Raw genomic sequence first — 26,830 nt, forward strand, 5'->3', positions numbered from 1 at the left:
CGTCATGCATTCATCCAGGCCCAGCGGGTGGGGCCCCTGCCAGTGAGCGCCCCGCTGTCCCCGCCGGCGCCGACGCCCCCGGTGGCCCCCGTGTCCAGCCGGCGAGTCGTGGGTGTGCTGGCCGGCGCCGGCACCATGGTCTCGCTGATGCAGACCCTGGTCATCCCGCTGCTCCCCCAGCTGCCCAGGCTGCTGCACACCAGCACCGCCAACGCTTCCTGGGTGATCACCGCGACGCTGCTCACCTCGGCCGTCGCCACGCCGCTGCTGGGCCGGCTCGGGGACCTCTACGGCAGGCGCCGGCTCATGCTGACGGCCGTGGTGTCCCTGACGGCGGGCTCGCTGGTCTGCGCGCTGGGCTCGACCCTGCTCCTCATGGTCCTGGGGCGAACGCTGCAGGGCCTGGGTATCTCCGTCATCCCGCTCGGCATCAGCATCATGCGAGACGTGCTGCCGCCGCGGCGGCTGGGCCCGGCGGTCGCGCTGATGAGCTCCTCGCTCGGCGTGGGCGGCGCGCTCGGTCTGCCGCTCTCGGCCACCGTCGCCCAGCATCTCGGCTGGCACGCGCCGTTCTGGTTCGCCGCCGGACTGGGCTGCGTCTTCACCGTACTGATCATCACCGTGGTGCCGGAATCGCCGGTCCGGGTACGGCAGCGGTTCGACGCCGCCGGTGCGGTCGGGTTGGCGGTGGGGCTGGTGGCCCTGCTCCTGCCGATCTCGAAGGGTGGTGACTGGGGTTGGACCAGTACGCCCGTACTCGGGCTCCTCGTGGTCTCAGCGATCGTCCTCGGGTCCTGGGCGAGGTGGGAGCTGCGTGCCACGGCGCCGATCGTGGACCTGCGCAGCAGTGCCCGCCGGCCCGTGCTGATGACCAATCTCGCCACGGTCGCCGTCGGGTTCGCGATGTACTCCGCGAACCTGCTCGGGCCGCAGATGCTCCAGCTGCCCACGGCGACTGGTTACGGCCAGGGCCTGTCCATGCTCCAGGCCGGCCTGCTGATGGCGCCCGGCGGCCTGACCATGATGGCGTTCTCCCCGCTGGCCGCGCGGATGAGCCAGGCTCTCGGCCCACGGTCCTGCCTGCTGCTCGGCAGCATGGTCATCTGCGCTGGCAACGTCCTCGCCCAGCTGCTTATCGGCACCGCGTGGGGCGTCCTGGTGTTTAACATCGTGAACAGCGCCGGTGTCGGCTTCGCCTACGCCGCCATGCCGAACCTGATCATGAGATCGGTGCCGGTGTCCGAGACGGCCGCGGCCAACGGCCTCAACTCGCTGGCCCGTTCGCTGGGCACGTCCACCGCCAGCACGGTGGTCGGCCTCGTCCTCGGCCAGCTGACGATCCAGCTCGGATCGGTCGCCGTGCCCTCCGAGACCGGCATCCGCGTCTGCCTGGCGATCGGCGCCGCCGGAGCGCTCGTCGCCACCCTGGTCGAGCTGGCCATCCCGGTCCGCCCGGCGCCCGAGCCGCCGAAGGCCCCGATCGGCGACCTTGAGACGATCACGAGGCCCGCCACCAGTTGACCGCCACCAATCATGAACGGTTCTGGTCGAATCTGGACCTTGCCGCCACGGCGGTGGGTCCCGAACCACGTGGTCTGCGAGGCTGGTGGCTGTGGGACGGATTGGTGCGCTGGTGCGGGCCTGTCATCCGGAGCCGGCCGCGGCGGTGACGCTGTTCGCCGTGGCGCTGGCGGTCGCCGTCGGACGGTCGGCGGCCGGGGTCGCCGCGGTCGCTGGCGCGGTCGTCACAGGGCAGCTGTCGGTGGGCTGGAGCAACGACGTCATCGACCGCCATCGGGACGCGATCGGCGGACGGCCCGAGAAACCCGTCGCCGCAGGGGGCATCACGCCGAGAACCGTCGCGCTCGCGGCCGCCGTCGCGCTGGCTGCCTGCGTCCCGTTGTCATTCGCCTCCGGGTGGCGAGCGGGGTGGGTTCATCTGGGCGCGGTCGCGAGCGCGTGGGCGTACAACCTCGGCCTCAAGGCGACGCCACTGTCGGTCGTGCCGTACGCGGTGTCGTTCGCCCTGCTGCCCACGTTCGTCGTTCTCGGGCAGGCAGGTCATCCACTGCCGCCGTGGTGGCTGCCGCTGGCGGGCGCGCTCCTCGGGTGTGGAGCGCATTTCGCGAACACCCTGCCCGATCTCGAGGCGGACGCCCAGACCGGCGTGCGCGGGCTGCCGCAACGTCTCGGAGCCGTCGGCTCGCGCTGGTCGGCCGTGCTGCTGCTCGTCGCGGGCTCCGTCGTCGCCCTGCTCGGCCCGACCGGTCCCAGCACCTGGCGCGTCGCCGTCCTCGCCCTCGTGGCCGCGCTGACGGCGATCGGTCTCCGGCTCGGCGACAAGCACGCGTTCCGTGCCGCGCTGGCGATCGCCGCGATCGACGTCGCCCTGGTCGTCGCCAGCGGTACCCAGTTGCGTTAGGGCGTTCCCGCGGCGGAGGCCGTAACCCGGGTTCCGGCCGTCCCGCCAAGGCTGAATAACGACGTTCTGGCGCAACACAGGCACGCTTGGTCAACATATCCGCTCGCTGACAACACTCTGTGTACTAGAAATGACGCACAGAGTGGCCACAACGGGATGTGGCCCGTCCTTCAGACAGAAGGAGCAGACATGTCTCAGCGACAATGGCGAACAGGGATGTGCTCGGCGGCGCTGGCCGCCGTGGGGCTGATCGTCCTGCCCACGGCCGCGACAGCTGCCACGCCCGGGCCGGCGGTCCTGGCAGGGGAAGGACCGGCGCCGGCGCTCCTGGGGTCTTCTGACCAGGTCCAATACCCGGGGCCCGGCCTTGTCCTGCCCTGGGGCGCCAACGGCCAGGGCCAGCTCGGCGACGGCACGACCACGGGCCGCCTGACGCCAGTCCAGACCGCGGGCATAGACGAAATCACCGCCGTCGCGGCCGGCGAGAGCACCGGGTACGCGATGGCCTTCGGCGCCGTCCAGGCCTGGGGTGACAACTCACACAACGAGCTCGGTGACGGCACCACCACCGACCGCCTGACCCCGGTGCAGGTCAGCGACCTGGTCGATGTGGTCGCCGTCGGGGCCGGCGCCCACAACGGGTACGCGGTGCGCAGCGACGGGACCGCCTGGGCCTGGGGGCTGAACAACCACGGCTCCGTCGGCGACGGCACCACCATCAACCGTTCGACCCCGGTGCAGGTCTCCGACCTGACCGATGTGACCGCCGTCGCCGGCGGTCTGCACACCGGGTACGCGGTGCGCAGCGACGGGACCGCCTGGGCCTGGGGGTTCAACAACGCCGGCGCGCTTGGTGACGGCACCACGACGGACAGCCCGACCCCGGTGCAGGTCTCCGGCCTGACCGATGTGACCGCCGTCGCCGGCGGTGTGTACCGGGGATATGCGCTGCGCAGTGACGGCACGGTCTGGGCCTGGGGATCCAACAGCTTCGGCGCGCTTGGCGACGGCACCACGACGGGCAGACTGACCCCGGTGCCGGTCGCCGGCCTGACCCAGATCATCGCCATCGCGGCCGGCAGCAACAGCGGGTATGCGCTGCGCGGGGACGGCACGGTCTGGGCGTGGGGGTACAACTACGAAGGCCAGCTTGGTAACGGCACCACGACGAACAGCCCGACCCCGGTCCAGGTCTCCGGCCTGACCGGGGTCACCGCCATCGCGGCCGGCGCCTACACCGGGTATGCGCTGCGCAGTAACGGCACTGTGTGGGCCTGGGGATCCGGCGCCGGCGGCGCGCTTGGGAACGGCACCACGACCAACCGCCTGACCCCGGTCCGGGTCACCGGCCTGAGCGGCATCAATACGATCGCCGGCGGCGGCCTCAGCGGGTACGCGGTGAACTGAGACGGGCCTCGCACCCGTCCGGCCTTACCAACCGCTAACCGGATGAGTACATCGGACTCGCTGCTACCCGGCCTGTCACCCGGGTAGCAGCGAGAATCCAGGAATCCGCGACGGGAACTGTCCCAGGCGTCACCCATCACCTGGGACAGTTCGTCGCACGAGGCTGAGCAAGATCGGTCGGGCGTGGGCCGTGCCGCGCCCGACAGACTGACCCCATGCAGCAACCCGGACGTGACCGCCTGCGCGAGCTGCTCGACGCGGTGCTCGCCGGCGCCGACGAGGGCGTCCCGCGTTCCCTCGACGAGATGGCCGGTGAGGCGTACTCCTCGCCGTTCCACTTCAGCCGGCTGCTGTCGCGGAACGCGGGCGAGCCGCCGGTGGCGATGCGGCGCCGAGTGATGCTGGAGCGCGCGGCCTGGCAGCTGCGGCAGGGGTCGACGGTCACCGACGCGGCCTGGGCCGCGGGCTACGAGTCCGTCGACGGCTTCACCCGTGCCTTCACCCGGGCCTTCGGCCACCCGCCGAGCCTGCCCGCGGGCAGCCACTGGCTGCCCGCGCCCAACGGCATCCACTACCACCCGCCGATGTCGCTGTGGGTGCACTCCACGGAGAACACGATGAGCCCCCTCACCGAACAGCTGGTCAGCCATGACCTGGACGACACCCGGGATCTCCTGGAGATCGCCAAGGGGCTGCCCGAGGCCGAACTCCGCGCCGAGCGGCTTCCCTTCCCGACGGTGACGTCCTGGGAGGGCCCCGAGAGGTCGATCGCCGCAGTGCTGGAGCACCACATCTGGACGAAGGAGGTGTGGCTCGCGGCGATCGAGGGCCTCGACCTGCCGCCGCGGGACGAGAACGACGGCGTCGCGCGGCTGCTGGAACGCCACGACGCCACCGCCGGCCGGTGGCTGGCGGTGGTACGCGACATCGAGGCCCGCGGGGCGTGGAACGACCGGCTCATCGACGCGCTGTGCGACCCGCCGGAGAGCTTCGTGCTCAGCAGCGTCGTCGCGCACATCGTCACCTACGCGGCGCACCGCCGTCAGCTGGTGCGCCACCTGCTGCGCGCCGCGGGACGCGAGGTCGACGACGGCGATCCGATCATGTGGCTGCGCGCCGTGCGCGGCGAGACCGAGCACGACCCAGCCGGCAGGCCGGGCGACGAGACCGACGACGACACGACCACCGGGACGGAAGGGAACGACCGATGAGCCGCACGACCTACTACACCGCGACCACCCTCGACGGCTTCATCGCCGACGAGCACCACTCGCTGGACTGGCTGGTCACCCAGGACATCGACCCGGCCGGCCCGATGAACCACAACGAGTTCATCGAGCACGTCGGCGCGCTCGTGATGGGATCGTCGACCTATCAGTGGCTCCTCGACAACCACATCTCCACCGGCGGCACCTGGGACTACCAGCAGCCGAGCTGGGTGCTGACCAGCCGTGACCTCAAGCCGGTCGACGGGGCCGACATCCGGTTCGCCCGCGGCGACATCCGGCCGGTGCACGCCGCCGCGGCGGCCGCCGCCGGGACGAAGGACGTCTGGGTGGTCGGCGGCGGCGACCTCGCCGGCCAGTTCGCCGACCACGGTCTCCTCGACGACCTCATCGTCTCCTTCGCCCCGGTCACCCTCGGCGCCGGCAAGCCGCTGCTGCCCCGTCGGCTCGACCTGCGCCTCGTTGAGGTCACCCGCAACCGGGCCTTCGCGTGCGCCCGCTACGACGTCGTCGGCCCCCGCGCCTGACCTGGCCGTCAGCTCGGGTACATCCCGCTCGTCGCGTTGATCCAGGTGCCGGTGATCGCGGCCGCGTGGTCGCTGGCGAGAAACGTGACCGTGGCGGCGATCTCGGCGAGCCGCGGCGAACGCCCGGTCATCCGAAGCGAGTCCAGGTTGGCGGCGATGCCGGCGACGGCCTCCGGCGGCAGCGGCGCGCCGGTGACCGCCTCGAGCTTCTCGGCGGTCAGGGTCTCCGGCAGCCCGGCCGTCCAGACGCCGACGACGCGCACACCCCGCGGGCCGACCTCCTGGCGAGGTCGCGGCCGCCGCTCGTTGCACCGCAGGAAGTCCAGGCGGTGTTGGTGGCGATCCTGTACAGCCAGGCGCGCAGACTCGACGGGTCGTCGAGCTGGCCGCGGCCGCGCCAGGCACGCACCAGCGCGTCCTGGACCAGGTCCTCGGCCTCGTCGAAGCTGCCCGTCAGGCGGTAGCAGTGGACCCGCAGCTCCCGGCGATGCCGCTCGGCGGCGTCGGCGAACTCGTCGGCGGCCAGCGCTCCCCCACCGTCGGACATCACCGCAGAACCTATGCCCCCGCCGGGGCCGATGCCGCCGCGGCTACGACGGCTGGCAGCGCGGCGTGGTCTCCGCCTTGGGCAGCACGAGGTCCGTGGCGGTCGCCGACAGCGACAGGCCCGACGCGTCGGTCGACGCCCTGGTGATGTCCAGCTTGAACGGCAGTTCGCCGACCGGGATCGGGATCGAGGGGATCAGCTCGCCGAGGCCGCCCAGCGGGATGTTGAGGTTGAACGCCCCGCGCAGGGTGATCTCGGTGGGAACCAGGATGAGCTTGTTGTCCCGGACCTCGAACGTGGTGACCCCGCCCACCTGCTGGGTTCCGAGCAGCGGCACGTCCGCCGTGCCGGAGATCTCGACGCGCCGCCCGTTGTCCATCGGGTTGATCTGGAGCCCGCCCGGCTGGCCGGCCAGGAAGGTGTTCAGGTCGTCGTAGCGGACCCGGACCGTCGCCTGGGCGCTGTCGACATGCACCTCACCGACGTCGTTACCGATGATCTGGCTGAACGGGACGTGGATGCCCTTGAGGTTCGCCTGGATCGAGGCGATCCGCAGCTGCGGGGTGGAGAGGTTCTCGACGGTCACGCCGACGTTCTGGAACTTCCCGAACAGCACCTGGGTGAGGAACGGGAAACCGCCGATGCTGACGTCCTTCACGGTCGGTGGGGCGGCCCCGCAGGCCACGTTCTCCACGACGCTCGTCTTGAGCTGCTTGGCCATCTCCCGCTCGGCGACCGTGACCGTCACCCGGTCGACGATCACGAACAGCAGGATCAGCACCAGCGGGATCGCGGTGAGGATGAGGACGCGCCGCCGGGGCCAGCGCCACCGGGTCGGCGGTGGCTCCACCCCGGTGCCTGCCCCAGGGAACCCGTCCGGCGGCTGGCCGCCGGACGCGCCGGGTGGCCCGGCGTCGAAGCCGCCATAGGCCGCGGCCGGGTATATCACCTCGTAACCGCTGTCCTGGTGGGGTGGGCGCGCCCATGCCCGGGTCTCGTCCCATGGTTCGGCACCGGCCGGTCGCGCCGCCTGCCCCGGGCGGTAGGAGCTCGCGGGCGGTGGAGGATCGGTCGGGCCGAAGGAGCCCGCGGCCCGCGCGGGTACTGGTGTCGAGCGGGGCGGCACGGTCCGGCGAGGAATGCGCTGGGTCGAGGATCCGTCGGTGTCCGCCGCCTCCGGCCATCCCCGGGATGCTCCGGGCGGCGGGACACGGGTGACGTCTCCGGGCTCCTGCCCGTCCTCGTCACGCTCCTGGTTCACCGAATCGTCTCCCGCTCCCCGTCACGCCAGAACCCTGGCTCCGCCGGCCTTCAGCGACCACTCTCGCACCCGGCCGCCGTGTCGGCTCCGAAGCGTCGCGCTTCGTACTGCGCCCGAGGCGGACGCGTGCCGCGGCCAAGGGGATGAACACCCTGTTCCGGGCGACCGGCAGCTTCCTGGCCAGCGTCATCGGCGGCAGGAACACCGTGCTAGATCGCCTGGCAGGTGAACAGGCTCGGATCGGCGCCTGCCCTGGTGAGCAGCGCCCGCAGGTGCCGCTGCTCGTCCGGGGACAGCCGAGCCAACGGGGAGCGCGCGGTCAGTGTCTCGACGAACCGCGCGCGAACCACAGCACCCTGGCGGGTCAGGCCGACAACCTTCTGGCGCCGGTCCGTCGGGCCCGGCCGTCGTTCGACGAGGCCTCGCTGCTCCAGGCGGTCCGTCAGGAAGGTGACGGTGGACGGATCGCAGTTCAGCGTCGCCGCCAGGGTCCGCATCGAGGGGGCCGGCGCGTCGGGGGCAAGCCGCCACAGGACGTTGACGAGCGGCTCGGTGAGGTCGAGCTCCTTCAACAGGTCCACGGCGAGGGTGGTGGTCTCGGCCGCGAGGGCGACGACCTGCTGGATGAGGATCTGAACCGAGGACTCGTCGAGGCGGTCGCGCGTGTCACCCACCCACCGATGCTACGTGGAGACTCCAATGCTTGACATCTCCAAGCATTCGCCGCAATGCTTGGACTCTCCAATTGTTCTTGTGGTGGAAGGAAACGCGGCATGCATCTGGCGGTCTTCGGCAGCACCGGTCACACGGGGCGCCACCTGCTCGAGCAGGCGCTGCGGCAGGGCCACACGGTCACCGCGCTCGCCCGCGACCCCGGCACGCTGGCGGCTCACGAGCGGCTGCGGCCGGTGGCCGGCGACGTCCGCGACCCGGAGGCCGTCAAGGATGTCGTCGCCGGCGGCGACGCCGTGCTCAGCGCCCTGGGCCAGCGCAGGTGGGGCACCACGGTGTGCACGGACGGGATGCGCGCCATCCTGGCGGCGATGAGCACCCACGGCGTTCGCCGTCTGGTCGCCGTCAGTGGCTACGGCGTGGCGGACAGCCGGCACCGCAGTCTCTACGTGGCCGTCAACCGCGTCCTGATCAGGTCGCTGATGCGGGACAAGGAAGGAATGGAGGAACTCATCAGGGCCAGCGACACCGCCTGGACCGTCATACGGCCGGCTGTCCTCGCGCAGGGCGACCACACCGCGCGTTACCGCGCGGGCACCGACCTGCGGCTGTCGTTCTCCTCCAGGATCTCGTTCGCCGATCTCGCTGACTTCATGCTGGCCCAGCTCGCCCGGGACGACCTCGTCCGCCAGGCCGTCGCCATCACCTCGTAGTCGCCAGCTCCGACGTCAGCGCGCTCCGGGCCACGCGGCGCCGGGGGTGGCGTCAGCCGCGCTGGAAATGCGCCCGGTGAGCTTCGGCCCAGGAGCGAAACGGTCGTCGGGCGAGGTGGCCGGTGACGCGTTCCACGGTGTTGTTGACGGGGGCGGGCGAGCCGCGGCCGCCTGCCGAGCAGGCCCCCACTCCCTACCTCGTGTCGACCGGCGAGGCCCGTCCGTGTCGTCATCAGCCCCGGCCACGGCCACGGTGACCCGGCGACTGCGTCCGTTCTCACCTGGCCCGTCCTACGATCGGCCGTATGACCTCGCCGTTGGCCGTGCCCGCCGCCAGTGCCGTTCTGCTGCGCGACCGGCCGTCGGGGCCGGAGGTGCTGTTGCTGCGGCGCAGCCTGTCGGCATCCTTCGCGCCCGGTGCGTGGGTGTTCCCCGGCGGGCGGGTCGATCCCGGCGACCTCGGCGGCGGGAGCCCGGACGACGGGTCCGCCGAGCTGGCGGCCGCCCGCCGGGCCGCGGTGCGGGAGACCGCGGAGGAGGCGGGTATCGACATCGACGGCGCCGAGCTGATCCCGCTGTCGCACTGGTGCCCGCCCGCCGTGGCGGCGCGTCGGTTCCTGACCTGGATGCTGCTCGGCCGGGCACCCGAGCAGGACGTCGTCGTGGACGGCGCGGAGATCACCGAACATCGCTGGATACGCCCGGCGGACGCCCTGTCGGCGCGCGACCAGGGCAGCCTCGAGCTGCTGCCACCGACCTGGGTGACGCTGTGGACGCTCGCGCCGCACGCCGGCGTCGCCGACGCCCTGACGGCCGCGGCGGGCGTACCGCCCGAGCTGTTCGAGACCCAGTTCACCCAGGTCCCCGGCGGACTACTCGCGATGTGGCACGGCGACGAGGGATACACCGGCCCCGCGCCCGCCGCCCGGGAGGGCGCCCGCCACCGGCTGTGGATGCTCGACGCCGGCTGGCGGTACGAACGCGCCACCTGATCCCCGGGCCAGCAGACCGACGGCACAGAAGAGCGCGGCCGCCTGGTTCGGCGGCCGCGCTCCCGCTGTAGGGATCGGATCTACTTGGCCACTCCGAGCTGGCATGCCGCGATTGTTGGCCAGTGCCAGTGCCAGCGCCGCCGGACGCGGCCGTTGTTGGCCAATGCGGCGATTGGCCCATGAGCGTGCCCGCGGACGTCGAAGGCCGTGAACCCGGCCAGGTGGACGGGTGTGATCGGGAGCGCGGTCATGCCTCCTGCCGCCAGAGCGGTGTGACCTCAACGCGGGTGAGCCGCCACCCGTCTTGGGTGCGGAGCGCCTGGAACGCGAAACGCAGGCCGACGAGCCTCGAGAGCGAGGGAAAGACCGTCCTCGACGGGAAGTACGCGACAAGCTCGTTCGCCGTCATGGTGGCGCGGTCCCCGTCAAGCTCGACGAGCACGTCGGTGATCAGATGCTGAGAGTTTTCGTTGTCGTCGCTGGTGCCGCGAATACTCGAGTATGTCGTCGATCCCCGTGGCGCCGCCGCGAGCGCTGTGGATGATGGCGTCCTCGTGGAAGATTACGCGCCCCTCCTTGTCGTCACCGGTGTCCAGCCAGCGCCCAAGCTGACTGACCAGGGCGGCAAGTTCCGCTCGATCGGTGATGTCCCTCAGATGAGGCACGGTGCTCCTTAATGCTCCTGCGCCGAACGGCCGCCGTTGATGAGGTGCGGGCCGATAAGACCGCTTGACCCCGCGGCGGTCAGGCTAAGAGTTCAAGTCCGCTTGAGGTCAACTCCTTCGTCGGCCTGCCTGTATTCGGCGTACGCCTCCCTCGCCCCCGGACCGCAATCCTGTGTGACCTGGGTCACCATTCGCTGTGTGGCTCGCCGTTTTACTGCGGGCATCCCTCAGGGCGTGGACGCCTGCTTCGTGCCTCATTGAGGTCAGGGCAATGGGTGGAGCACGGCCTGCACCGCCGCCGCGCAAAGCTCCTCGGATACGTCCACGAGCCTGCGGGCGGCTTTCGGATCGGCGTGGGCGTCTGCGATGAAGTGGTCGATCTGGCGCAGGTCCGCGCGGGTGAGCAGGGTCTTGTCGTTGGTGACCCATTCGCCGCGCGCCGCGAGTACGGCGTGCGCGGTTTGCGAGGTTGCCTGGGCGACCAGCCCGGCGCACTGGGCCAGCCGGCCATGGCGGGCGTGGTTGACCCGGGCGTAGTCGAAGGTCAGCCGCGCGTTGTCCCACCAAATCTTGGGCGCCCGTTCCCGCAGCGCCGCCGGGTAGCGCACCGTGGGCAGCCGGCCGCGTAGCACCCTGCTGACCGCGAGTTCCGCGAGGACGAGGTAGGACGGGATGCCGGCGAGGTGGAACATCAGCGGCTCGATGCGGAACCGGCCCTCGGCCGCGGCGGCGAGCTCCTCCTCGACGATGTCGAGATCGCGGTAGTGCACGTCCGTGCGGCGTTCGTCGACGACCAGCCAGGCACCGCTGTTGAAGACGCCGCCGCCCCACGCCCCGATCTCGAAGACCCGAGCCGCTGGTCTGTCCGTTCCCAGGGATCATGAGAAGTGCCGGAGGCCGTGACCTGGTGTTTCTCAAGTGCGGGGGACGTCCGGGACCGGGCGAGTCCCATCGGAGCTGAGAATTTCGGCGACCGGATGATCGTCGTAGTGATGTGATGGTCGTCGGTGAGGGAGGTCCGGGCGTGGCTGACGACCGATGCGTGTTCTGCGCGGTCGTGCGGGGTGCGCCTGCCGTCTCGTGTAGGAGGACACATGGAACGCGGCGAAGTCTGGTGGGTGGACTTCGATGAGCGGCGGCCGGTCGTTCTGCTCTCGGGAGAGGAGCCCGGTGGGTTCCGGGCCATACAGGTCGTCGCTCCAGCGAACATCGAGATCAGCGGCGTGGCTGTCGAGGTGGCAGTGGGCGCCCCCGAGGGACTGCCCCTGGGCGGTGTCCTGCGAGTCGCGCTCCCACGCCCAGGCCTCATTCCTTGCACGTGGCTGGTCACCCTGACCAGGGCAGACATGATCGAGAAGGCCGGAAGCCTGTCGCCCGCGAAGCTCGGCGAGCTCGACGAAGCTCTCCGTCTCAGTGGCCTGGAGCAGGTGGACGCTGCGGGAGCCGATGGTTGATGATCGTAGAGCCGTTGGCAGGTCGCTACGGGTCCATTGGTCGCGAAGGTCGTCGATCCAGCGACAGAGGGGCTCGACGGAACATCAGCCGACACACGCCGATCAACTTCTCAGACCCACCGGGACTTCTCAGATCACTTCTTGGCTCCCACGGAACCTCTCATGATCCCTGGGAACGGACATGATCTCGCGCCGACCTTCCCGGCGCCCGCGACGGCGGCAGAACCGCTCCGGACCGGCATCACCCGGCGCCTCCCGCGGATTGGCCAACTATCCCGGCCGGTGGCCATCTACTGGCCAACCATCACGGTGAGTGGCCATCTGTCCGCGATCCCTACACCCGCACTTCCTGAACCTCGGCCGGACGGCGGCCAACGCTGGTCGCGCCGGCTTCCCATGGTCGTGGTGCCGGTCAATCTCCCGGCCACACGCCGGTCGCGCGCCGGAAGCCGTGCGCGCCGAGGCGGTTGACGGCCGCGCTGGTCGCGGCGAACACCGCGCCCTGCAGAGCGGCGGCGAGGACCACCTCGACGAAGGTGTGATCCAGCCGCAACGCGCCAGGAGTCTCGTCCTCGCCCGCGGCCTTCGACCACACCCTCCGGACGATGGCTCCGGACACGGCTCCCGCCAGCAGGCCGCTGGCCATGCCGACAGGCTTGTAGGCGATCTTCTTCCCCACGCTCACACGCGCTTCCTCCTCACGGCCAAGATCAGGACGACCGCCGCGCCGGCCACGGCCGCGCCCTTCTGGGCGGCGGTGAGCTTGCTGCCGGTGCGCTGGTCGAGCTGGGCCGTGAGCTCGGCCGTCTTCTGCCGGGCTGGCGCGGTGACCTCGGCGACCTTGTGCATCGCCGGGGCGGTCACCTCGGCCGCCTTGTGCCGAGCCGGCGCCGTGGCCTCCGCCGCCTTGTGCATCGCCGGAGCGGTCACCTCGGCCATCTTGTGCATCGCCGGGGTCGTCACGTCGACGGCCTTCTGCCGGGTGGCCGCGCCGAACTGGGCCGCCTTCTGGCCGACCTCGGTCGCCTTCGTCCGGGCCTGGGTCCTGACGTCGAGCTTGCCGGTCAGAGCGTCGACGGTCTCGCCAAGCTCGGCGCGGGTCCGGTCCCGGTCTGCGCGCAGTACGTCGGGATCAGTAGCGGACGCGGTCTGGTCTGTCATCGCTGTCGTGCCTCCTTGACGGTGTGAAGATCGTCCTTGACGCCCTCGATGGCGTCGACGGGCAGCGGCGGGGTCGCCTGGCTGACTTCCTTCTTGCCGGTCAGTGCGAGGCCCGCGGCGATCGCGACCAGGACGGCACCCACGATCAGCGCGGCCAGCCACGCGGAGACCGCGGTCGCCAGACCGAGGACGGCGGCCGTGATCAGCACGCCGGTGCCGAACACGCTCACGACTCCGGCGCCGCCCAGCATTCCGCCGCCCAGCGCCGCCTTCTTTCCCTTGCGGGTCATCTCCGCCCGTGCGAGCGCGAGCTCGTCGTGCACGAGCCGGCTCACCTGTTCGGACAGGCGAGACACCAACTCCCCGGCGGAGGCATCGCTGACCGGGGCCCGGACCTCGTTACCGACTGACATGGCGGACCTCGACACTCCTGGCTGGTATGAACAACATCTCGATGATCGGGCTCTGCCCCGAGCGAACCGTGATACACCTGCTAGCGCCGGATTGGGCCCCACCGGGCCGCCGGACCCACCGATCGGGCCAGTCCATCGGCCACCCGGCGGCCCGCGACTCCCAGCCGGCCGGCCGCCGCCGTTTCGGCCAGTCGAACCGGGCTGACCAGCGCATGTTCACCCGCGCTTCATCAGTCAGTTCTACGGTTCTGGGATGACTACCGCCCACCACGTGCCCAGCTGGATCGAGCTAGCCGGGGCCCACAACGTGCGGGACCTCGGCGGGCTGCCCGCCGCCGGGGGGACCGTCCGCCCTCGCGTGCTGCTGCGCGGCGACAACCTGGACGGCCTCACCACCGAGGACATCGCGTTACTGCGTGACGACATCGGGCTGCGTGGCGTCGTGGATCTACGCGCGCCCTTCGAGAACCCCAGGGCGGCCGAATGGTTTCCGCGGCTCGGCGTCACCTGGCTGCACGAGCCGCTCCTGGACCTCACCGGTCTCTCGGACCAGCAGGCGCTGCGTAGCCGCATCGGCGACGACTACGCCACGTTCTACGCCTTCATGCTCGAAGGGGCCGGCCCTGGACTGGCCCGCATCCTGGAATTCCTCGTGTCGGGCCCGCGCACGCCCGCTCTCGTGCACTGCGCGGCCGGCAAGGACCGCACCGGCATCGTGACCTCGGTCCTGCTCGCCGTCGCCGGCGTCGACCGCGACGCGATCGTCGCGGACTATCTCGCCACGGAACAGCGGATCCAGGCGGTCCGGGAGGCGCTGGTCCAGCGGGAGGAGTACCGGCACCTGCGCGAACGGGCCGCTTCGGACCAGTCCACCGGATCCCTAGGGTCTCTCGCGCTCGACCCGCGCGCCATCATCCGCATCCTGGACATCGTCGAGGCCGCGCCCGGCGGCGTGGCCGGTTTCCTCGTCGCGAACGGCGTGACCGAGGAGCAGATCAGCCGCTGGCGCGACATGATCATCGAGCCGAGCTGACCGGAGGAGAACTCCGTGGCCGGTTTCCGCGGCGGGTTGCCGCCAACCCGCCGTGTCATCGGCCACGCCCGGGCGGGCGCGCTGCCCGCCCGGGCCCGGCCGGACCGCGCGGGAGCCGGCCGTACCCGCCCGCCGCGGGTACCAGCCGCGTGTTTTAGTGGCCAGGTGACCGACTCGACCGACAACGCGGTCCGTTTCGTGGCCGTGTCGCTGGACTGCGCCGATCCGCAGGAGCTCGCCAGGTTCTACCTCGAACTGCTCGGCGGCACGCAGCTGTGGAGCAGCGAGAGCAGCGCCGGCGTGCGGGTGCCGGGCGTCGTGCTCGTTCCGCAGCGGGTGGCCGGGTACCAGCCACCGGTCTGGCCGGGCAGCTCGATCGTGCACCTCGACCTGTCCGCCGGCCCGGACCTGGACGAGACCGTCACCCGCGCGGTCGCACTGGGGGCCCGCGTGGCGGAGCCGCAGTCCGATCCGCGCTGGCGGGTCATGCTCGACCCGGCCGGCCATCCGTTCTGCTTCACCACCCTCGTCCCACCAGACCTGTAGAGGTCGCCGGCCAGGGCGAACATCGCGCGGACACGCTCCCGGTGGATCGGGCATTCGGACCGGTGAACCGTGCTCCGATCATGGCGACTCTCGGTCCTCCGCGACCCTGATGATCGTCTTGCCGGGGGTGCGTCGGTCGGGGGCGAACGCCCAGGGGGCTTCCTGGAGTGTCCGCACGGCCCCGACGATCGGCTTGAGGCGTCCGTCCCGGAGTCGCTGGGCGAGGTCCGCGAGCCGGGCGCGGTCCGGTTCGACGACGAAGAAGACAGCCCGCCCGTCCCGAGGTTGGGCCCTGGGTGGCGCGGCGATGGTGACAAGTGTGCCGCCGGCGCGCACCAGCGCGACCGAGCGGTCGAGGACGTCGCCTCCGATCACATCGAACACCACGTCGACCTCGCCGGCGTCTCTCAGTTGATCAGACCGCAGGTCCAGGAACACATCAGCACCCAGACCGAGCACGGTGTCCCTGTCCGCGGCCCGCCCCGTGCCGATCACGCGGGCACCCACCTCGCGCGCGAGCTGCACCGCGATCGAACCGACACCGCCCGCGGCACCGTGGATCAGGACGGTCTGGCCCGTCGCGAGGCGGCCGTGGTCGAACAGGCCCTGCCATGCGGTCAGCCCGGAGATCGGCAGCGCGGCGGCCACGATGTGGTCGACGTCCGCCGGAAGCGGAGCGAGATTGCGGGCCTCCACCGCGGCGTACTCGGCCAGTGAGCCGTCGCGGGTCCAGTCGGTCAGTCCGAACACCCGCTGGCCAACGGTAAGGCCGGTGGTTCCGTAGCCCAGCGCGGCGACGACGCCCGACAGCTCATGTCCAGGCACGCTCGGCGTCCGGTCGCGGCCGGCGCGGTCAGTCCAGGTTCCCGGCCAGTCAAGCTCCCCAGGGGTGAACCCGGCGGCATGCACGCGCACGATGACGTCGTTCTCGGCGGCGTGGGGGTATGGCATCTCCGTCAGGGAGAGTCCGCGGGCGCCGGCGGCGCGGTCTCGAACGGTGATCGCTCGCATGGCAGTCCTCTCAGCGGTGCGGGTCGTCGCCTGCCCGCCCAGCGCCGATATGCCGGGCGTACACCGGCTGACTCGTCCGGTGGCCCGGGAACGGGGAAGGCGACCCGCGGACGACAGGAAGGGGTGCCCCCCGTGTTTCCGGTGACTCCCGCCGCCGAGGCCGCGCTGTCCGTGGCCACCCGTTTCTACTCACCCGCGCTGCGCAACCACTCCATCCGGTCCTATCTGTGGGGAGCGATGTACGGCACGGCGCACGGCATCGCCTTCGACGACGAGCTGTACTACGTCGCGGCGCTGCTCCACGACCTCGGGCTCACGGAGACGTTCGACGGCCACAGGCTGCCGTTCGAGGAGGCTGGAGGGCAACTGGCCTGGGTCTTCGGCGTGGCGGCCGGCTGGCCGGCGGAGCGGGCCGCCCGGGTCTCGGAGATCATCGTGCTGCACATGCGCGATGACGTGGCCCCGGCCGACGACCCCGAGTCCCACATGCTGCAGGTCGCCACAAGCTGGGAGGTAGTGGGCCGGCGGCCGGAGGAGTTCCCGTCGGACGCGAGGGCCGAGATGCTCGCCCGCTATCCACGGCTGGGATTCGGCGTGGAGTTCCTGGCGTGCTTCGAGGACCAGGCGAGGCGCAAGCCGGGCAGCGCCGCCGCCGCATCCGTCGACAAGGACGCGGCCCGGCGGATCGCCGCGAATCCCCTCGAGAGCGACCCACCCGCCTGACCGGATCGCCGTGGGCCTGTCGTCGCCGTCGCGACCTGGCCGGATCCGCGACGACGACCCGGAAGTAGCGATCCGCCGGTTGACCTCAAGCTCACTTGAGGTTCTACGGTGAACGCATGATCTTCAGCGACGCCGAGCAGCGGTTTCTGCTCCGCCAGCCTCGAGGCCATCTGTCGACCATCGGACCGGACGGCGTGCCGCAGGTCAAGCCGCTCGGTTTCACCTATAACCCCGTTCTGGGAACCATCGACATCGCGGGGTACGCGATGGCGTCCAGCGCCAAGTACCGCAACGTCCAGGCCAATCCGCGGGTGGCCTTCGTCGTCGACGAGGTGACCGAGCCGACCATGCAGGGCGCGCACTTCCTGGAGATCCGCGGCGTCGCCGAGACCGCCAGCCACCCGCCCACCGACGCGCATCTCGCCACGGAGATCATCCGGATTCATCCGCGGCGGGTGGTCGCCTACAACGTCGATCCGGACAGTCCCGGCCTGCACACCCGCGACGTCACACAGGACGGCACGCGCGACGGCGACCTGCCTGGCCGGGTGTGAGCACATGCGCGCGATCGAGGTGTCCCGCTTCGGCGGCCCGGAGGTTCTCGTACCCACCCAGCTTCCCGACCCGGTTCCCGGGGCGGGTGAGGTCCTCGTCGCCGTCACCGCCAGCGACGTGATGTTCGTCGACATCCTGGTCCGGTCCGGGGTGGGCAAGGACTTCTTCCCGATCCGGCCCCCTACGTGCCGGGCAACGGGGTCGGCGGACAGGTCGTCTCGGTGGGCGACGGCGTCGAGGACGGCTGGCTGGGGCGTCGGGTCATCACCCACACGGGCGGCCCCGGCGGATGGGGAGGTTACGCCGAACGGGTCGTCGCCCCGGCGGCGGAGCTGGTGGCCGTGCCCGACGGCGTCGACCCGCTCGACGCCGTCGCGGTGCTGCACGACGGACCCACCGCCCTGCGCATCACCGAGCTCGCCCGCGTCGAGCCCGGGCAGCGGGTCCTGGTCCTGGGGGCCGCCGGAGCGATGGGCATCCTGCTCGTCCAGCTGCTGCGCGCCCGCGGCGCGCGGGTCATCGGCGCGGCCCGCGGCACGGCGAAGCTCGACGCCGTCGCGGCCGCGGGCGCCGAGGCCGTCGTCGACTACAGCCACCCAGGCTGGACCGACCAGGTACTGGAGGCGACGAGCGGCACCCGCCCCGACGTGGTGCTCGACGGGGTCGGCGGCGGCCTCGGCCGGGACGGCTACGGCCTCGTCGCCGACGGCGGGCACTTCTCCGCCCACGGCACGCCCAGCGGCTCCTTCGCCCAGATCGACCCGGACGACGCCCGCCGGCGCGCCGTGACGACCAGCGGCATCGGTGACCTGCAGATTCCAGCCGCCGAACGGACCCGCCTCGTCCGCGAGCTGCTGCCCGACCTGCGTCATCGGCTGCGACCCGTCATCGGGCAGACGTTCCCGCTCGCGCAGGCGGCGCGGGCCCACGTGGCGCTGGAGAACCGAGACGCGATCGCCAAGACGGTGTTGACCGTGGACTGAGGACCGAACGCTGGTCAGGTCGGCGGCAGCCGCGGCCCGCTCCCACGGAGAGGGAGGAGCACGGTGACCACGGCGCCGCCGTCGGGATGGTTGGCGGCGGTCACGTGGCCGCCGTGAGCCGTCGCGATCGCGGCCACGATGGCGAGCCCGAGACCGGCGCCGCCGTCGACGCGGCCGCGAGCGGCGTCGGCGCGGGTGAACCGTTCGAAGGCGCGCGGAAGGAAGTCCGGTGGGAAGCCCGGGCCACGATCCCGAACCTCGATCATCACGGCGGGCGCGGCGGGCGCGGCGGGCGCGGCGGGCGCGCCGTTGCCGCTGAGGTCGAGGGGACCGACGCCGGTCGCACCGACGCCGGTCGCACCGAGGTCGGTGAACTCGACCCGGACGTCGATGGCGGAGCCGGCGGGCGTGTGCCTGATCGCGTTGCTCAACAGGTTGTCGACCGCCTGCCGGACCCGGTCCGGGTCGACGTCGAGGACGACGGCCTGCGCGGGGGCAAGCCGAAGCGTGGTCCCGGCGCCCCGGGCCGCGGGCATGGCGGCCCTGACGGCGCGTTCCAGAAGCGGCGTGAGCGGCGTCCGCTCCCGGTGGACGAACTGGTCGGGATCGGCGTCATAGCGGGCGAGCGCGAGCAGCGTCTCGGCCAACCGGATCAGGCGGTCGGTCTCGACGGCCGCGTTGGACAGTGCCTCCGTCAGGTCCTCACGGGTCCGGCCCGGCCGCAGGGCCAGGTCCACCTCCGCCTTGAGGTTGGTCAGCGGGGTGCGCAGCTCGTGGCCCGCGTCGGCGACGAAGGCCCGGTCGCGCGTGCGCGCGGCGTGCAGGCGATCCAGCAGGTCGTTCATGGTCGTGGCCAGCGCGGCGAGCTCGTCGCGGGTGGGCGGGATCTCCAGGTGGCCGCCGAGGTCGGCCCCGCCCATCGCGGCGGCCTGCTGGCGCATGCGCTCGACGGGTCGCAGCGCCGCGCCGGAAAGCCACCACGCCGCCAGGGCGGACAGCGCGATCAAGGGGGCGCAGGCCACCACCATCACGTCACGGATGCGGTCTTCGGCGTCGTCGGTGATGTCCTGGGGCGCGCCGACGACGAGCACCACCCGGCCGGCCGACGCGAGGTCGACGGGCTCCGCGAGGAGCCTCGCCTTCTCCCCCTGTATCCGAACGGTGACCAGGATCGTCCCGCCCTGGGCCTCTCTGATCACGTCGGTGCCGACCAGCGGCCGCATCTGCGTGGTAGGAGACGCGGCGAGCACCCGGCCGTCCGTGCTGACCAGCTGGGTGAGCGGACTCGCGGGCGCCAACGCGCGTTCCGGCGACGTGTTCGTCCCCGCGATCCGGGTGCGCAGCGCCTCCGCCCGGGCCGACAGCGTCGCGTCCAGCGACTGCGACAGGCTGGCCCGCAGCTGCACGTAGAACAGCACGCCCGCGCCGGCGAGCACGAGCGCCGTGCCCAGCCCGAACAACGCCGCGAGCCGGATCCTAAGAGGCATCGCCCGACCGGTCAGACCGGCCGGGCGCCGGGCGGCTCGGCGCCGGACGGCTCGGCGCCGGGCGGCCGTTGCCTGGTCCATGCCCCGTCATCCAGCAGCATGCTCGCACGATAGGACCACCGAGATGTGGATTCGATGTGGACGCGGATCGGCCAGCCGGTGCGGACACTGGTTCGACGCGGTCCGTTTCGAAGTGGTCCGTCGCGGCGCCCAGGGCCCTCACACGGTCCTCACATCCCCGGCCCGCTAAGTTCCCGGTTCATCACGACGAGGCCGCGCGCCTCGTGGCGAGGACGTCTGGCGGGCCGTCGCGCCCATGAACGTCCGCGTCACGACCGCGCCACCGCCATACCGCGGACGCCTCGCCGCCGCGAGCGCGTGGCGCGAATACACCTGAACCAGCGGAGGACCCGATCACGTGAGTGCGATCAGTGCCGGCCAGGCCGTCGTCCTGGGGATTGTGGAAGGGCTGACGGAGTTCCTGCCGGTATCTTCCACCGGCCACCTGAAGATCACTGAAGGGCTGATGAACATACCGGTCGACGACACGTCGGTCGTCGGCTTCACCGCGGTGATCCAGGCAGGCGCGATCCTGGCCGTGCTCGTGTACTTCTTCAGCGATATCCGGCGCTTCGCCGTCGCCTGGGGGCGCGGCCTGGCCAGCGCTCCCGCCCGGAGCAATCCCGACTACAAGTTCGCCTGGTGGGTCGTCCTGGCGACCATCCCGGTCGTGCTCGTCGGGCTCGCGGCCAAGCCGCTCATCGACGGCCCGCTCGGCTCGTTGTGGGTGGTGGCCGGTTCGCTCCTGGTCGGCAGTGTGTACATGTGGGCGGGTGACCGATTCGGTCGGCACAAGCGCGGCGAGCTGGACATCCGACTACCCGACGCGATGATCGTCGGATCGTCGCAGATCCTCGCGCTGCTGTTCCCCGGGTTCTCGCGATCCGGCGCGACCATCAGCACCGGGCTCTTCCGCGACCTCGACCGGGTCGCGGCCACCCGGCTGTCGTTCTTCCTCTCGATACCGGCGCTGACGGGCGCGGGGCTGTACGAGCTCAAGGACGCGACCGGCGGCTCGGTGTCCACCACCGCCCTCGCGGTCGGCACCCTGGTGTCCTTCGTCGTCGCCTACGCGTCCATCGCCTGGCTGCTGAGGTTCGTCGCCGGCCACACGTTCCGCGCGTTCGTCGCCTACCGCGTGGCCGTCGGGGTGCTCCTCTTCGGGCTTCTCCTCACGGGGACCCTGAACGCCTGACCACCCGAACGCCCGACCACCGCGACGCGCCCGAACCGGCCCACGTACCTGGCCGTCGTTCCCGAAAGGACATATCCCATGCCAGGCCCACTGGCCGTCAACGTTCTCGATCCGGCGTCGCTCGCCTCGGCCTTTGGCCTGACCGGGCTCATCCTGGTCATCTTCGCCGAGACCGGGCTGCTGATCGGGTTCTTCCTGCCCGGTGACTCGCTCCTCTTCCTCGCCGGCGCCTACAGCGCGACCGCCGCCGGCGGTGACCGCCCGCACTTCCACATCGGCGCGGTGCTTCTCGGTGTCGCCGTGGCGGCCCTTCTCGGCGCGCAGACCGGCTATCTCATCGGCCGGCGGACCGGCCCCAGGCTGTTCAACCGGCCGGACTCGCGGCTCTTCAAGCAGGAGAATGTCGCCCGCGCCCAGGAGTTCCTGGAGCGGTACGGCTACGGAAAATCGATCATCCTGGCACGGTTCGTTCCGATCGTCCGCACCTTCATGAACCCCGTCGCCGGCGTCATCGGCGTGCCGGCCCGCACCTTCCTGATCTACAACATCGTCGGCGGCCTGGTGTGGTCGCTGGGCGTGACGCTGCTCGGATACAGCCTCGGCCGGTCGATTCCGATCGACCACTACATCATCCCCGTCACCCTGGTCATCGTCCTGCTCTCCGCCATCCCCGTCCTGAAGGAGCTGGCCAGCCGGCGCTCGGCGAAGGGCAAGCACCGCTCCCCCGAGCACACCGACGACATCGATCGCCAGCCGGCCAGCTGACCACCCCGGTCAGGAGGCCATCAAGAACGTGAGGCCCGGCCTGTCGTCGCCGACGGACCGGGCCTCAGGACAGACGGTGCGGGCGAGCGGAGCACCTGCGCCGAGGAACCTCGCGTCGAGGATCCAGTCTGGGCCGGCGAGGCATCCCTGGCCGGTCAGAGCGCCCGTCGCCGGACGAGCACCGCGCACACGACGGCCGACGGGGCCAGCGGCAGCCACACGGTGACGAGGCGGTAGCCGAGGACGGCGGCGAGCGCGGTCGCGGTCGGCGCGCCGACCGCGGTGAGCAGGGCGACCAGGCTGGCGTCGAGCGAGCCGAACCCGCCGGGTGAGGGTACGAGGGCCGCCGCGGCGCTCGCCGCCAGGTAGGCGACGGCGACCTGCCCAACGCCCAGGGACACGTGCAGGGCGGCGCAGACGGCGCACAGCGTGGCGGCGTGCAGCAGCGGGATCGCGGTCGACCCGCACCACAACAACGCACACCGGGCCCGGCTGCCGCCGCCGCCGAGCAGGTGACGCTGGCGAGCGACCTGGCGGCGCACCCATCCGGCGACGCGGCGCCCCGCTGGCAGGAAGGCCGCGTCGGCTCACATCGAACTCACATCAGCCCGGTCCTATCGTGCGCCTATGCGGGTGCTGGTGGTCGAGGACGAGACGCGCACCGCCGCGTTGCTGCGCCGGGGCCTGGCCGAGGAGGGGTTCGCGGTCGACATCGTCGCCGACGGCACCGACGCGGTGTGGCAGGCGGGCGAGGTGACGTACGACGTGATCATTCTCGACCTGATGCTGCCGGGGCTCGACGGGTTCGAGGTGTGCAAGCGCCTGCGGGCAGCGGGCCGCTGGGCGCCGGTGCTGATGCTTTCCGCCCGGGGTGACGTCACCGACCGCGTCCGCGGGCTGAACGTCGGCGCCGACGACTACCTGCCCAAGCCCTTCAGCTTCGACGAGCTGTCGGCCCGGGTACGCGCACTGATCCGACGCGGCTCCCACGAACGCCCCGTCGTGCTCGACGTCGGCGGGCTGCGGCTGGACCCGGCCGGCCGGGCCGCGAGCCGCGACGGCGTCGGCCTGGACCTGTCCCCGAAGGAGTTCGCGCTCCTGGAGTACCTGATGCGCCATGCCGGTGAGGTCCTCAGCCGCACGGCCATCCTCGAACACGTCTGGGACTTCGCCTACGACGGCACCTCCAACGTCGTCGACCAGTACATCGCCTATCTCCGCCGAAAGATCGACAAACCCTTCAGGGTCTCGCAGCTGGAAACCGTGCGCGGAGCCGGCTACCGCCTCAGGACGAGCGCCCAGCCCGACTGACCCGCCGTCCGCGGCCGAGGGCGGCGCGGCCGGTCAGTGGTCGCGCAGCGCACGCCATTCTCTTTCCAGGATCGCAAAGTCGATCTCGGTGCTCCATCTGCCCTTGAACCACTCGTTCTCCACCAGCACCGCCTCCCGCCGCATTCCGAGCTTCGTGAGCACCGCCGCCGAGGCCGGATTCTCGGCGTCTATTCGGGCGGTCACCCGATGCAGCCCGAACTCGTCGAAAAGCAGCGCGAGCAGCGCCCGGGCAGCCTCTGTCGCATAACCCCTGCCGTGGTGATCCGGGTTGATGATGTAGCCGATCTCACCGCCGCGGTGCTCAGTGCTGCGCCAGAAGATGACCAGGTCGCCGATCAGCTCCCCCGTCTCCTCGAGGACGACGGCGAGCGCCAGCACCTGCCCCTCCCGCTCGAGCTCCGACCGGACGAGGTCCGGGTTGGCGAGCCGTTCGGCGAGCTGCTCCCGGTTCATCGGCTCCGGCGGGATGTAGCGGCACACGTCCTCACGGGATCGGTAGGCGTGCATGGCGTCGACGTCACCGACAGGATCGATGGGACGCAGCAGCAGCCGCTCGGTCCTGATGGGGTAGGTCGGCCGGAGCGGCCCGAGCGCGGAGCTGGATGAGGTCATGGCGGCGACCCTAAAGACTGTCGCCGCGGCGACGGCGGCCGGGTTTCGGAACGCTCACGACCAGACCTCGGGAGGCCCTGACCGCGGCGGTGGCGTACCGTCACGATCCAACGACACAAACAAACAACGCGGAAAGCCGGGAGGACGTCCCGAACATCGCCGTTTCCGACTCTCGAAAAGTCCGGGTTGGGGCGGCCGCCGCCGGGTATGACAGCAGTATCGTCATAGGAGGATGTTATGGCTCTCATCGTCGCGGTACTGATCCTCGCGTTGCTCTTCGGCGGGCTGGGATTCGCCGTGCACGCGCTGTGGATCGTCGCGCTCGTGGTTTTCGCGGCCTGGGTCCTCGGTTTCTTCATGCGCAGCGCCAGCGGCAGCGGAAGCAGTCGTTGGTACCGCTGGTAGATCCTTTCCCCGTCCCATGGTTCCAGGGGAACATAGTTCCAGGGATTTCTTTCCGCTCGACGACCCCATCGCACGTTCCACCCGGCACCGCACCGACGGCGCGGTGCCGGGCGGTGCCGCGGTCAGTCCGAACGGGCCTGCTCGATCGCCGCGGCGCCGACCAGGACGACGGCGAGGGCTCCCATCGCCGTCAGGCTCTCGATGCCGGCGGCGAGGGGGGCGCACCCGAGTACCACCACCGCCACGGCCAGCGGCCACCAGGCCCGGTGGCGCCGGACCCGCGCGCAGCAGGCGGCCAGGCCGGCGAGAAACAGGGCCGGGCCGCCACAGGACACGAGGGCGCCCGCCAGGTGCAGCTCGTCGTGGGGGTGGGCGATCACCAGCTCGAGGCCGACGGCCGAGAGCACGATGCCGGCGATGATCGGCAGATGCAGGTAGGTGTAGACGTCCCGGCCGAGCTGGCCGGCCTCGGTCGGCGCGCTGCGGCCGATCCGCCGCGCCACGACCTCGGAGACCTGGCCGAAGTACAGCCACCACAGCGCCGTCGACAGGATGAAGGCGACACCGAGAGCGACGACGACCGCGACGGTGAGGTCCGACTCGGACGCGGTCGCCCCGGCCAGCACGATGCTCTCCCCGAGCGCGATGATGACGAACAGCTGGAAGCGCTCGGCGAAGTGGTTACCGTCGACCTGCCACTGGCTGGTGGGTGTCGATCCCATCCCGGGGATCCAGTACAGGACGAGCGGCGCGATCAGGTCCACCAGCAGCGCGGCTCCCCACGGCGCCCAGCGCGCGTCGCCGTCGACGAACCCGCCCACGATCCACAGCGGCGCCGACAGCACACTCCAGGCCAGGATCTGCACGAAGTTGCGGTGGAACGCGCCGGCGGGGGTGACCGCGACGACGAAGACGTTGCGGCCCAGTTGCAGCGCCACGTAGCTGGCCGCGAACAGCAGCCCACGCTCGCCGAACGCGTCCGGAACCGCGACCGCCATGAGCAGGCTCGCCAGCATGACGAACACCAGCACCAGGCGGACGGCGACCGTGCTCGGGTCGAACCAGTTCGCCATCCAGGTCGTGTAGTTCCACGCCCAGTAGATGACGACGAGCATGAACGCGGTCCGGGCGGCGCCCGCCCAGGTCAGGTCCGCGAGCAGATGGTGTGAGAGCTGCGTGACCGCGAGGACGTAGACGAGGTCGAAGAACAGCTCGAAGAACGTCGCGCGCTGCTCCCCGCCAGTCCGCTTGCGGATCAGCCGGATATCCGGGACGACCAGCTCGGAGGCCGCCACGGGAACCCTCGGCCCCGGGACGGCCGCGTCGCCGGCGCGATCCTCGCCAGGCCGCGGGCCTGGATCCGCCGAGAACGTTGCCGGCGAAGCCGGGTCCTGACCCATGTGGCCGAGCATACCCAGCCAGTGATCTTCGCCGCACCCAGTGGGCGGGATGGCCGAATGTGACATAGCCAGGTCCTTGCTGCCGCCCGGAGCCGGTTGCGAGGCTCGGACACCGTGGACAGCGTGGTTCCCGCCGGTCCGGCCCCGGCTCTGGCTCCGGCCCCGGCTCCCCAAGGGGCGCCGGCTCGGCAGGTGATCGTCGCGGTGTTCGACGGCGTCGAGCTGCTGGACGTCACCGGGCCGGCGGAGGTGTTCTCCGTCGCCGACCGTCTTCGAACGCCGGGCTCGCCCGGGTACGTCGTCCGGCTGGCCGCGGTGCGCCGCGGGCCGGTGCGCACGTCGAGTGGTGTGCGGCTCGTCGCCGACGTCGGGTTCGGCGCCCCCATGGGCGCGGTCGACACCGCCATCGTCCCCGGCGGCATCACACCGCAGACGGCGGGCAGCCTGCCGATCGTCGAACCGGCGGTGGTCGGCTGGGTGGCCCGCCGGTCTGCCGCCTGGCGACGGGTGGCGTCGGTATGCGCCGGCGCGCACATGCTGGCGGCCGCCGGTCTCTTGGATGGCCGGCCGGCGACGACCCACTGGTTCACCGCCGGCCGGCTGGCGGCGGAGTTCCCGGCCGTCGCCGTCGACCCGGACCCGATCTTCATCCGGTCCGGCCGGATCTGGACCTGCGCGGGGGTGAGCGCGGGGATGGACCTGGCGCTGGCCATGGTCGCCGAGGACCACGGCGACCAGCTCGCCCGCGAGGTCGCCCGTTGGATGGTGATGTACCTGCGGCGGCCAGGTGGGCAGAGCCAGTTCAGCGCGCCGCTCGCCCCGGCGGCGCCACGCACCGACCGCATCCGGGACGCGATCGCGTGGATCGTCGAGCACCCCGGGCGGGACCTGTCGGTCCCGGCCCTCGCGCGGCACGCCCATCTCAGCGAACGCCATTTCGCCCGGCTCTTCGCCCGGGAGGCGGCGACCACGCCGGCGGCCTACGTCGAGACAGTGCGCGTCGAGGCGGTCCGCCGGGCGCTGGAGGAGACGGACGACACCCTCGACGTCGTCGCGGCCCGGTGCGGGTTCACCTCGGTCGAGACCCTGCACCGGGTGTTCCGCCGCCGGCTCACCGTCATCCCCGACGACTACCGGCGGCGTTTCCGGCTTCCGTCCGCCGGCTGACCCGAATCCGAGCCATACGCGACCACGGCGTCCTCTCCTACCCACTACCCGGCCTACCTGGTGACCGGCCCTGCCCCTGGTCGACTCGCCGTCCGC

Annotated in this window: 31 protein-coding genes and 1 pseudogene; 18 read left to right on the plus strand and 14 right to left on the minus strand. The window is 71.4% G+C overall.

The annotated features are described in order from the left end of the window. The first annotated feature begins 90 nt into the window (after window positions 1-90). From FRCN3DRAFT_RS0220340 to FRCN3DRAFT_RS0220360, 5 genes are all read left to right on the plus strand, one after another. On the plus strand, window positions 91-1,521 hold the full coding sequence (locus FRCN3DRAFT_RS0220340) for an MFS transporter (RefSeq protein WP_232794089.1): 1,431 nt from the start codon (window positions 91-93) through the stop codon (window positions 1,519-1,521). 91 nt (window positions 1,522-1,612) lie between these two features. Next, window positions 1,613-2,422: a UbiA family prenyltransferase gene (locus FRCN3DRAFT_RS0220345; RefSeq protein ID WP_007512143.1), complete on the plus strand. Its 810-nt coding sequence runs from the start codon at window positions 1,613-1,615 to the stop codon at window positions 2,420-2,422. 189 nt (window positions 2,423-2,611) lie between these two features. Then, the gene (locus FRCN3DRAFT_RS0220350) at window positions 2,612-3,829 is read left to right on the plus strand and encodes an RCC1 domain-containing protein (protein WP_007512145.1); all 1,218 of its coding nucleotides are present in this window, start codon (window positions 2,612-2,614) and stop codon (window positions 3,827-3,829) included. 215 nt (window positions 3,830-4,044) lie between these two features. Continuing rightward, complete coding sequence (locus FRCN3DRAFT_RS45415) at window positions 4,045-5,040, plus strand: helix-turn-helix domain-containing protein (protein ID WP_007512148.1); 996 nt, start codon at window positions 4,045-4,047, stop codon at window positions 5,038-5,040. After that, the gene (locus FRCN3DRAFT_RS0220360) at window positions 5,037-5,582 is read left to right on the plus strand and encodes a dihydrofolate reductase family protein (RefSeq protein WP_007512150.1); all 546 of its coding nucleotides are present in this window, start codon (window positions 5,037-5,039) and stop codon (window positions 5,580-5,582) included. Before FRCN3DRAFT_RS45415 ends, FRCN3DRAFT_RS0220360 begins: the two co-directional genes overlap by 4 nt. An 8-nt stretch (window positions 5,583-5,590) precedes the next feature. Here FRCN3DRAFT_RS0220360 and FRCN3DRAFT_RS55185 read toward each other — a convergent pair whose 3' ends face one another. The 4 genes from FRCN3DRAFT_RS55185 to FRCN3DRAFT_RS0220380 form a co-directional block, all read right to left on the minus strand. Next, entirely contained in the window at window positions 5,591-5,845 is a 255-nt protein-coding gene (locus FRCN3DRAFT_RS55185) for a hypothetical protein (protein ID WP_007512151.1), read from the minus strand. After that, window positions 5,800-6,129 (minus strand): sigma factor, encoded by a 330-nt coding sequence (locus tag FRCN3DRAFT_RS57175; protein ID WP_007512152.1) that lies wholly within the window; start codon window positions 6,127-6,129, stop codon window positions 5,800-5,802. The genes FRCN3DRAFT_RS55185 and FRCN3DRAFT_RS57175 overlap by 46 nt, the downstream gene beginning before the upstream one ends. A gap of 43 nt (window positions 6,130-6,172) precedes the next feature. Continuing rightward, on the minus strand, window positions 6,173-7,390 hold the full coding sequence (locus tag FRCN3DRAFT_RS0220375) for an LmeA family phospholipid-binding protein (protein WP_007512153.1): 1,218 nt from the start codon (window positions 7,388-7,390) through the stop codon (window positions 6,173-6,175). 209 nt (window positions 7,391-7,599) lie between these two features. Continuing rightward, entirely contained in the window at window positions 7,600-8,064 is a 465-nt protein-coding gene (locus FRCN3DRAFT_RS0220380) for a MarR family winged helix-turn-helix transcriptional regulator (RefSeq protein WP_007512154.1), read from the minus strand. 99 nt (window positions 8,065-8,163) lie between these two features. Between FRCN3DRAFT_RS0220380 and FRCN3DRAFT_RS0220385 the strand changes: the two genes are divergently transcribed. After that, complete coding sequence (locus tag FRCN3DRAFT_RS0220385; protein WP_007512155.1) at window positions 8,164-8,775, plus strand: NAD(P)-dependent oxidoreductase; 612 nt, start codon at window positions 8,164-8,166, stop codon at window positions 8,773-8,775. Window positions 8,776-9,080: 305 nt separating this feature from the next. Continuing rightward, on the plus strand, window positions 9,081-9,767 hold the full coding sequence (locus FRCN3DRAFT_RS0220390; protein WP_007512156.1) for an NUDIX hydrolase: 687 nt from the start codon (window positions 9,081-9,083) through the stop codon (window positions 9,765-9,767). Window positions 9,768-10,014: 247 nt separating this feature from the next. Here the strand turns inward: FRCN3DRAFT_RS0220390 and FRCN3DRAFT_RS57785 are convergent. Both FRCN3DRAFT_RS57785 and FRCN3DRAFT_RS45420 read right to left on the minus strand, forming a co-directional pair. Further along, window positions 10,015-10,432: pseudogene (locus tag FRCN3DRAFT_RS57785) on the minus strand (nuclear transport factor 2 family protein). Window positions 10,433-10,695: 263 nt separating this feature from the next. After that, complete coding sequence (locus tag FRCN3DRAFT_RS45420) at window positions 10,696-11,202, minus strand: hypothetical protein (RefSeq protein WP_007512159.1); 507 nt, start codon at window positions 11,200-11,202, stop codon at window positions 10,696-10,698. Window positions 11,203-11,526: 324 nt separating this feature from the next. Here FRCN3DRAFT_RS45420 and FRCN3DRAFT_RS0220410 point away from each other — a divergent pair, with 324 nt between their 5' ends. Further along, the gene (locus FRCN3DRAFT_RS0220410; RefSeq protein WP_007512160.1) at window positions 11,527-11,886 is read left to right on the plus strand and encodes a type II toxin-antitoxin system PemK/MazF family toxin; all 360 of its coding nucleotides are present in this window, start codon (window positions 11,527-11,529) and stop codon (window positions 11,884-11,886) included. Between the two features lie 412 nt (window positions 11,887-12,298). On the opposite strand, the gene FRCN3DRAFT_RS0220415 is transcribed toward FRCN3DRAFT_RS0220410, so the two are convergent. The 3 genes from FRCN3DRAFT_RS0220415 to FRCN3DRAFT_RS0220425 are packed head-to-tail and all read right to left on the minus strand — an operon-like array spanning window position 12,299 to window position 13,460. Then, the gene (locus FRCN3DRAFT_RS0220415) at window positions 12,299-12,571 is read right to left on the minus strand and encodes a DUF4235 domain-containing protein (RefSeq protein ID WP_007512161.1); all 273 of its coding nucleotides are present in this window, start codon (window positions 12,569-12,571) and stop codon (window positions 12,299-12,301) included. Next, window positions 12,568-13,047: a DUF3618 domain-containing protein gene (locus tag FRCN3DRAFT_RS49690; protein WP_007512162.1), complete on the minus strand. Its 480-nt coding sequence runs from the start codon at window positions 13,045-13,047 to the stop codon at window positions 12,568-12,570. Before FRCN3DRAFT_RS49690 ends, FRCN3DRAFT_RS0220415 begins: the two co-directional genes overlap by 4 nt. Then, entirely contained in the window at window positions 13,044-13,460 is a 417-nt protein-coding gene (locus FRCN3DRAFT_RS0220425) for a phage holin family protein (RefSeq protein WP_007512163.1), read from the minus strand. Before FRCN3DRAFT_RS0220425 ends, FRCN3DRAFT_RS49690 begins: the two co-directional genes overlap by 4 nt. Window positions 13,461-13,713: 253 nt before the next feature. Between FRCN3DRAFT_RS0220425 and FRCN3DRAFT_RS0220430 the strand changes: the two genes are divergently transcribed. Further along, a complete protein-coding gene (locus tag FRCN3DRAFT_RS0220430; RefSeq protein WP_007512164.1) occupies window positions 13,714-14,493 on the plus strand; it encodes a tyrosine-protein phosphatase in 780 nt (259 codons plus the stop codon). 165 nt (window positions 14,494-14,658) lie between these two features. After that, window positions 14,659-15,039 (plus strand): VOC family protein, encoded by a 381-nt coding sequence (locus FRCN3DRAFT_RS0220435; RefSeq protein WP_051466318.1) that lies wholly within the window; start codon window positions 14,659-14,661, stop codon window positions 15,037-15,039. Between the two features lie 78 nt (window positions 15,040-15,117). Here the strand turns inward: FRCN3DRAFT_RS0220435 and FRCN3DRAFT_RS0220440 are convergent, their stop codons facing one another. Beyond that, window positions 15,118-16,050, minus strand: a complete 933-nt coding sequence (locus FRCN3DRAFT_RS0220440) for an NADP-dependent oxidoreductase (protein WP_007512166.1) — start codon at window positions 16,048-16,050, stop codon at window positions 15,118-15,120. Window positions 16,051-16,182: 132 nt separating this feature from the next. On the opposite strand from FRCN3DRAFT_RS0220440, the gene FRCN3DRAFT_RS0220445 reads away from it, so the two are divergent. The 3 genes from FRCN3DRAFT_RS0220445 (at window position 16,183) to FRCN3DRAFT_RS45435 (ending at window position 18,311) form a co-directional block, all read left to right on the plus strand. After that, complete coding sequence (locus tag FRCN3DRAFT_RS0220445; RefSeq protein WP_007512167.1) at window positions 16,183-16,773, plus strand: HD domain-containing protein; 591 nt, start codon at window positions 16,183-16,185, stop codon at window positions 16,771-16,773. Window positions 16,774-16,889: 116 nt separating this feature from the next. Next, window positions 16,890-17,327 (plus strand): PPOX class F420-dependent oxidoreductase, encoded by a 438-nt coding sequence (locus tag FRCN3DRAFT_RS0220450; RefSeq protein ID WP_007512169.1) that lies wholly within the window; start codon window positions 16,890-16,892, stop codon window positions 17,325-17,327. A 186-nt stretch (window positions 17,328-17,513) separates the two neighbouring features. Next, entirely contained in the window at window positions 17,514-18,311 is a 798-nt protein-coding gene (locus tag FRCN3DRAFT_RS45435; protein WP_007512170.1) for a zinc-binding dehydrogenase, read from the plus strand. Between the two features lie 14 nt (window positions 18,312-18,325). On the opposite strand, the gene FRCN3DRAFT_RS0220460 is transcribed toward FRCN3DRAFT_RS45435, so the two are convergent. After that, window positions 18,326-19,798, minus strand: a complete 1,473-nt coding sequence (locus tag FRCN3DRAFT_RS0220460) for a sensor histidine kinase (protein ID WP_035928801.1) — start codon at window positions 19,796-19,798, stop codon at window positions 18,326-18,328. Window positions 19,799-20,216: 418 nt separating this feature from the next. Here FRCN3DRAFT_RS0220460 and FRCN3DRAFT_RS0220465 point away from each other — a divergent pair, with 418 nt between their 5' ends. Both FRCN3DRAFT_RS0220465 and FRCN3DRAFT_RS45440 read left to right on the plus strand, forming a co-directional pair. Continuing rightward, a complete protein-coding gene (locus FRCN3DRAFT_RS0220465) occupies window positions 20,217-21,053 on the plus strand; it encodes an undecaprenyl-diphosphate phosphatase (protein ID WP_007512172.1) in 837 nt (278 codons plus the stop codon). Between the two features lie 78 nt (window positions 21,054-21,131). Next, the gene (locus tag FRCN3DRAFT_RS45440) at window positions 21,132-21,818 is read left to right on the plus strand and encodes a DedA family protein (protein ID WP_007512173.1); all 687 of its coding nucleotides are present in this window, start codon (window positions 21,132-21,134) and stop codon (window positions 21,816-21,818) included. Window positions 21,819-21,973: 155 nt separating this feature from the next. Here the strand turns inward: FRCN3DRAFT_RS45440 and FRCN3DRAFT_RS0220475 are convergent, their stop codons facing one another. Then, window positions 21,974-22,390 carry a lysylphosphatidylglycerol synthase domain-containing protein gene (locus FRCN3DRAFT_RS0220475; protein WP_083401797.1) on the minus strand — a complete coding sequence of 139 codons (417 nt, stop codon included), beginning with the start codon at window positions 22,388-22,390 and terminating at the stop codon, window positions 21,974-21,976. A gap of 55 nt (window positions 22,391-22,445) precedes the next feature. On the opposite strand from FRCN3DRAFT_RS0220475, the gene FRCN3DRAFT_RS0220480 reads away from it, so the two are divergent. Next, the gene (locus FRCN3DRAFT_RS0220480; RefSeq protein WP_007512175.1) at window positions 22,446-23,129 is read left to right on the plus strand and encodes a response regulator transcription factor; all 684 of its coding nucleotides are present in this window, start codon (window positions 22,446-22,448) and stop codon (window positions 23,127-23,129) included. Between the two features lie 33 nt (window positions 23,130-23,162). Here the strand turns inward: FRCN3DRAFT_RS0220480 and FRCN3DRAFT_RS0220485 are convergent, their stop codons facing one another. After that, window positions 23,163-23,762 (minus strand): GNAT family N-acetyltransferase, encoded by a 600-nt coding sequence (locus FRCN3DRAFT_RS0220485; protein WP_007512176.1) that lies wholly within the window; start codon window positions 23,760-23,762, stop codon window positions 23,163-23,165. 237 nt (window positions 23,763-23,999) lie between these two features. On the opposite strand from FRCN3DRAFT_RS0220485, the gene FRCN3DRAFT_RS0220490 reads away from it, so the two are divergent. Then, a complete protein-coding gene (locus FRCN3DRAFT_RS0220490; protein WP_007512178.1) occupies window positions 24,000-24,167 on the plus strand; it encodes a hypothetical protein in 168 nt (55 codons plus the stop codon). Between the two features lie 122 nt (window positions 24,168-24,289). On the opposite strand, the gene FRCN3DRAFT_RS0220495 is transcribed toward FRCN3DRAFT_RS0220490, so the two are convergent. Next, a complete protein-coding gene (locus tag FRCN3DRAFT_RS0220495) occupies window positions 24,290-25,567 on the minus strand; it encodes a low temperature requirement protein A (RefSeq protein ID WP_027140778.1) in 1,278 nt (425 codons plus the stop codon). Window positions 25,568-25,759: 192 nt separating this feature from the next. Here FRCN3DRAFT_RS0220495 and FRCN3DRAFT_RS0220500 point away from each other — a divergent pair, with 192 nt between their 5' ends. After that, window positions 25,760-26,734, plus strand: coding sequence for a GlxA family transcriptional regulator (locus tag FRCN3DRAFT_RS0220500; RefSeq protein WP_232794090.1), 975 nt, complete (start codon window positions 25,760-25,762; stop codon window positions 26,732-26,734). The last annotated feature ends 96 nt before the right edge of the window (window positions 26,735-26,830 follow it).

Origin of the sequence: Pseudofrankia saprophytica, from assembly GCF_000235425.2 — a bacterium.
GTDB lineage: Bacteria > Actinomycetota > Actinomycetes > Frankiales > Frankiaceae > Pseudofrankia > Pseudofrankia saprophytica.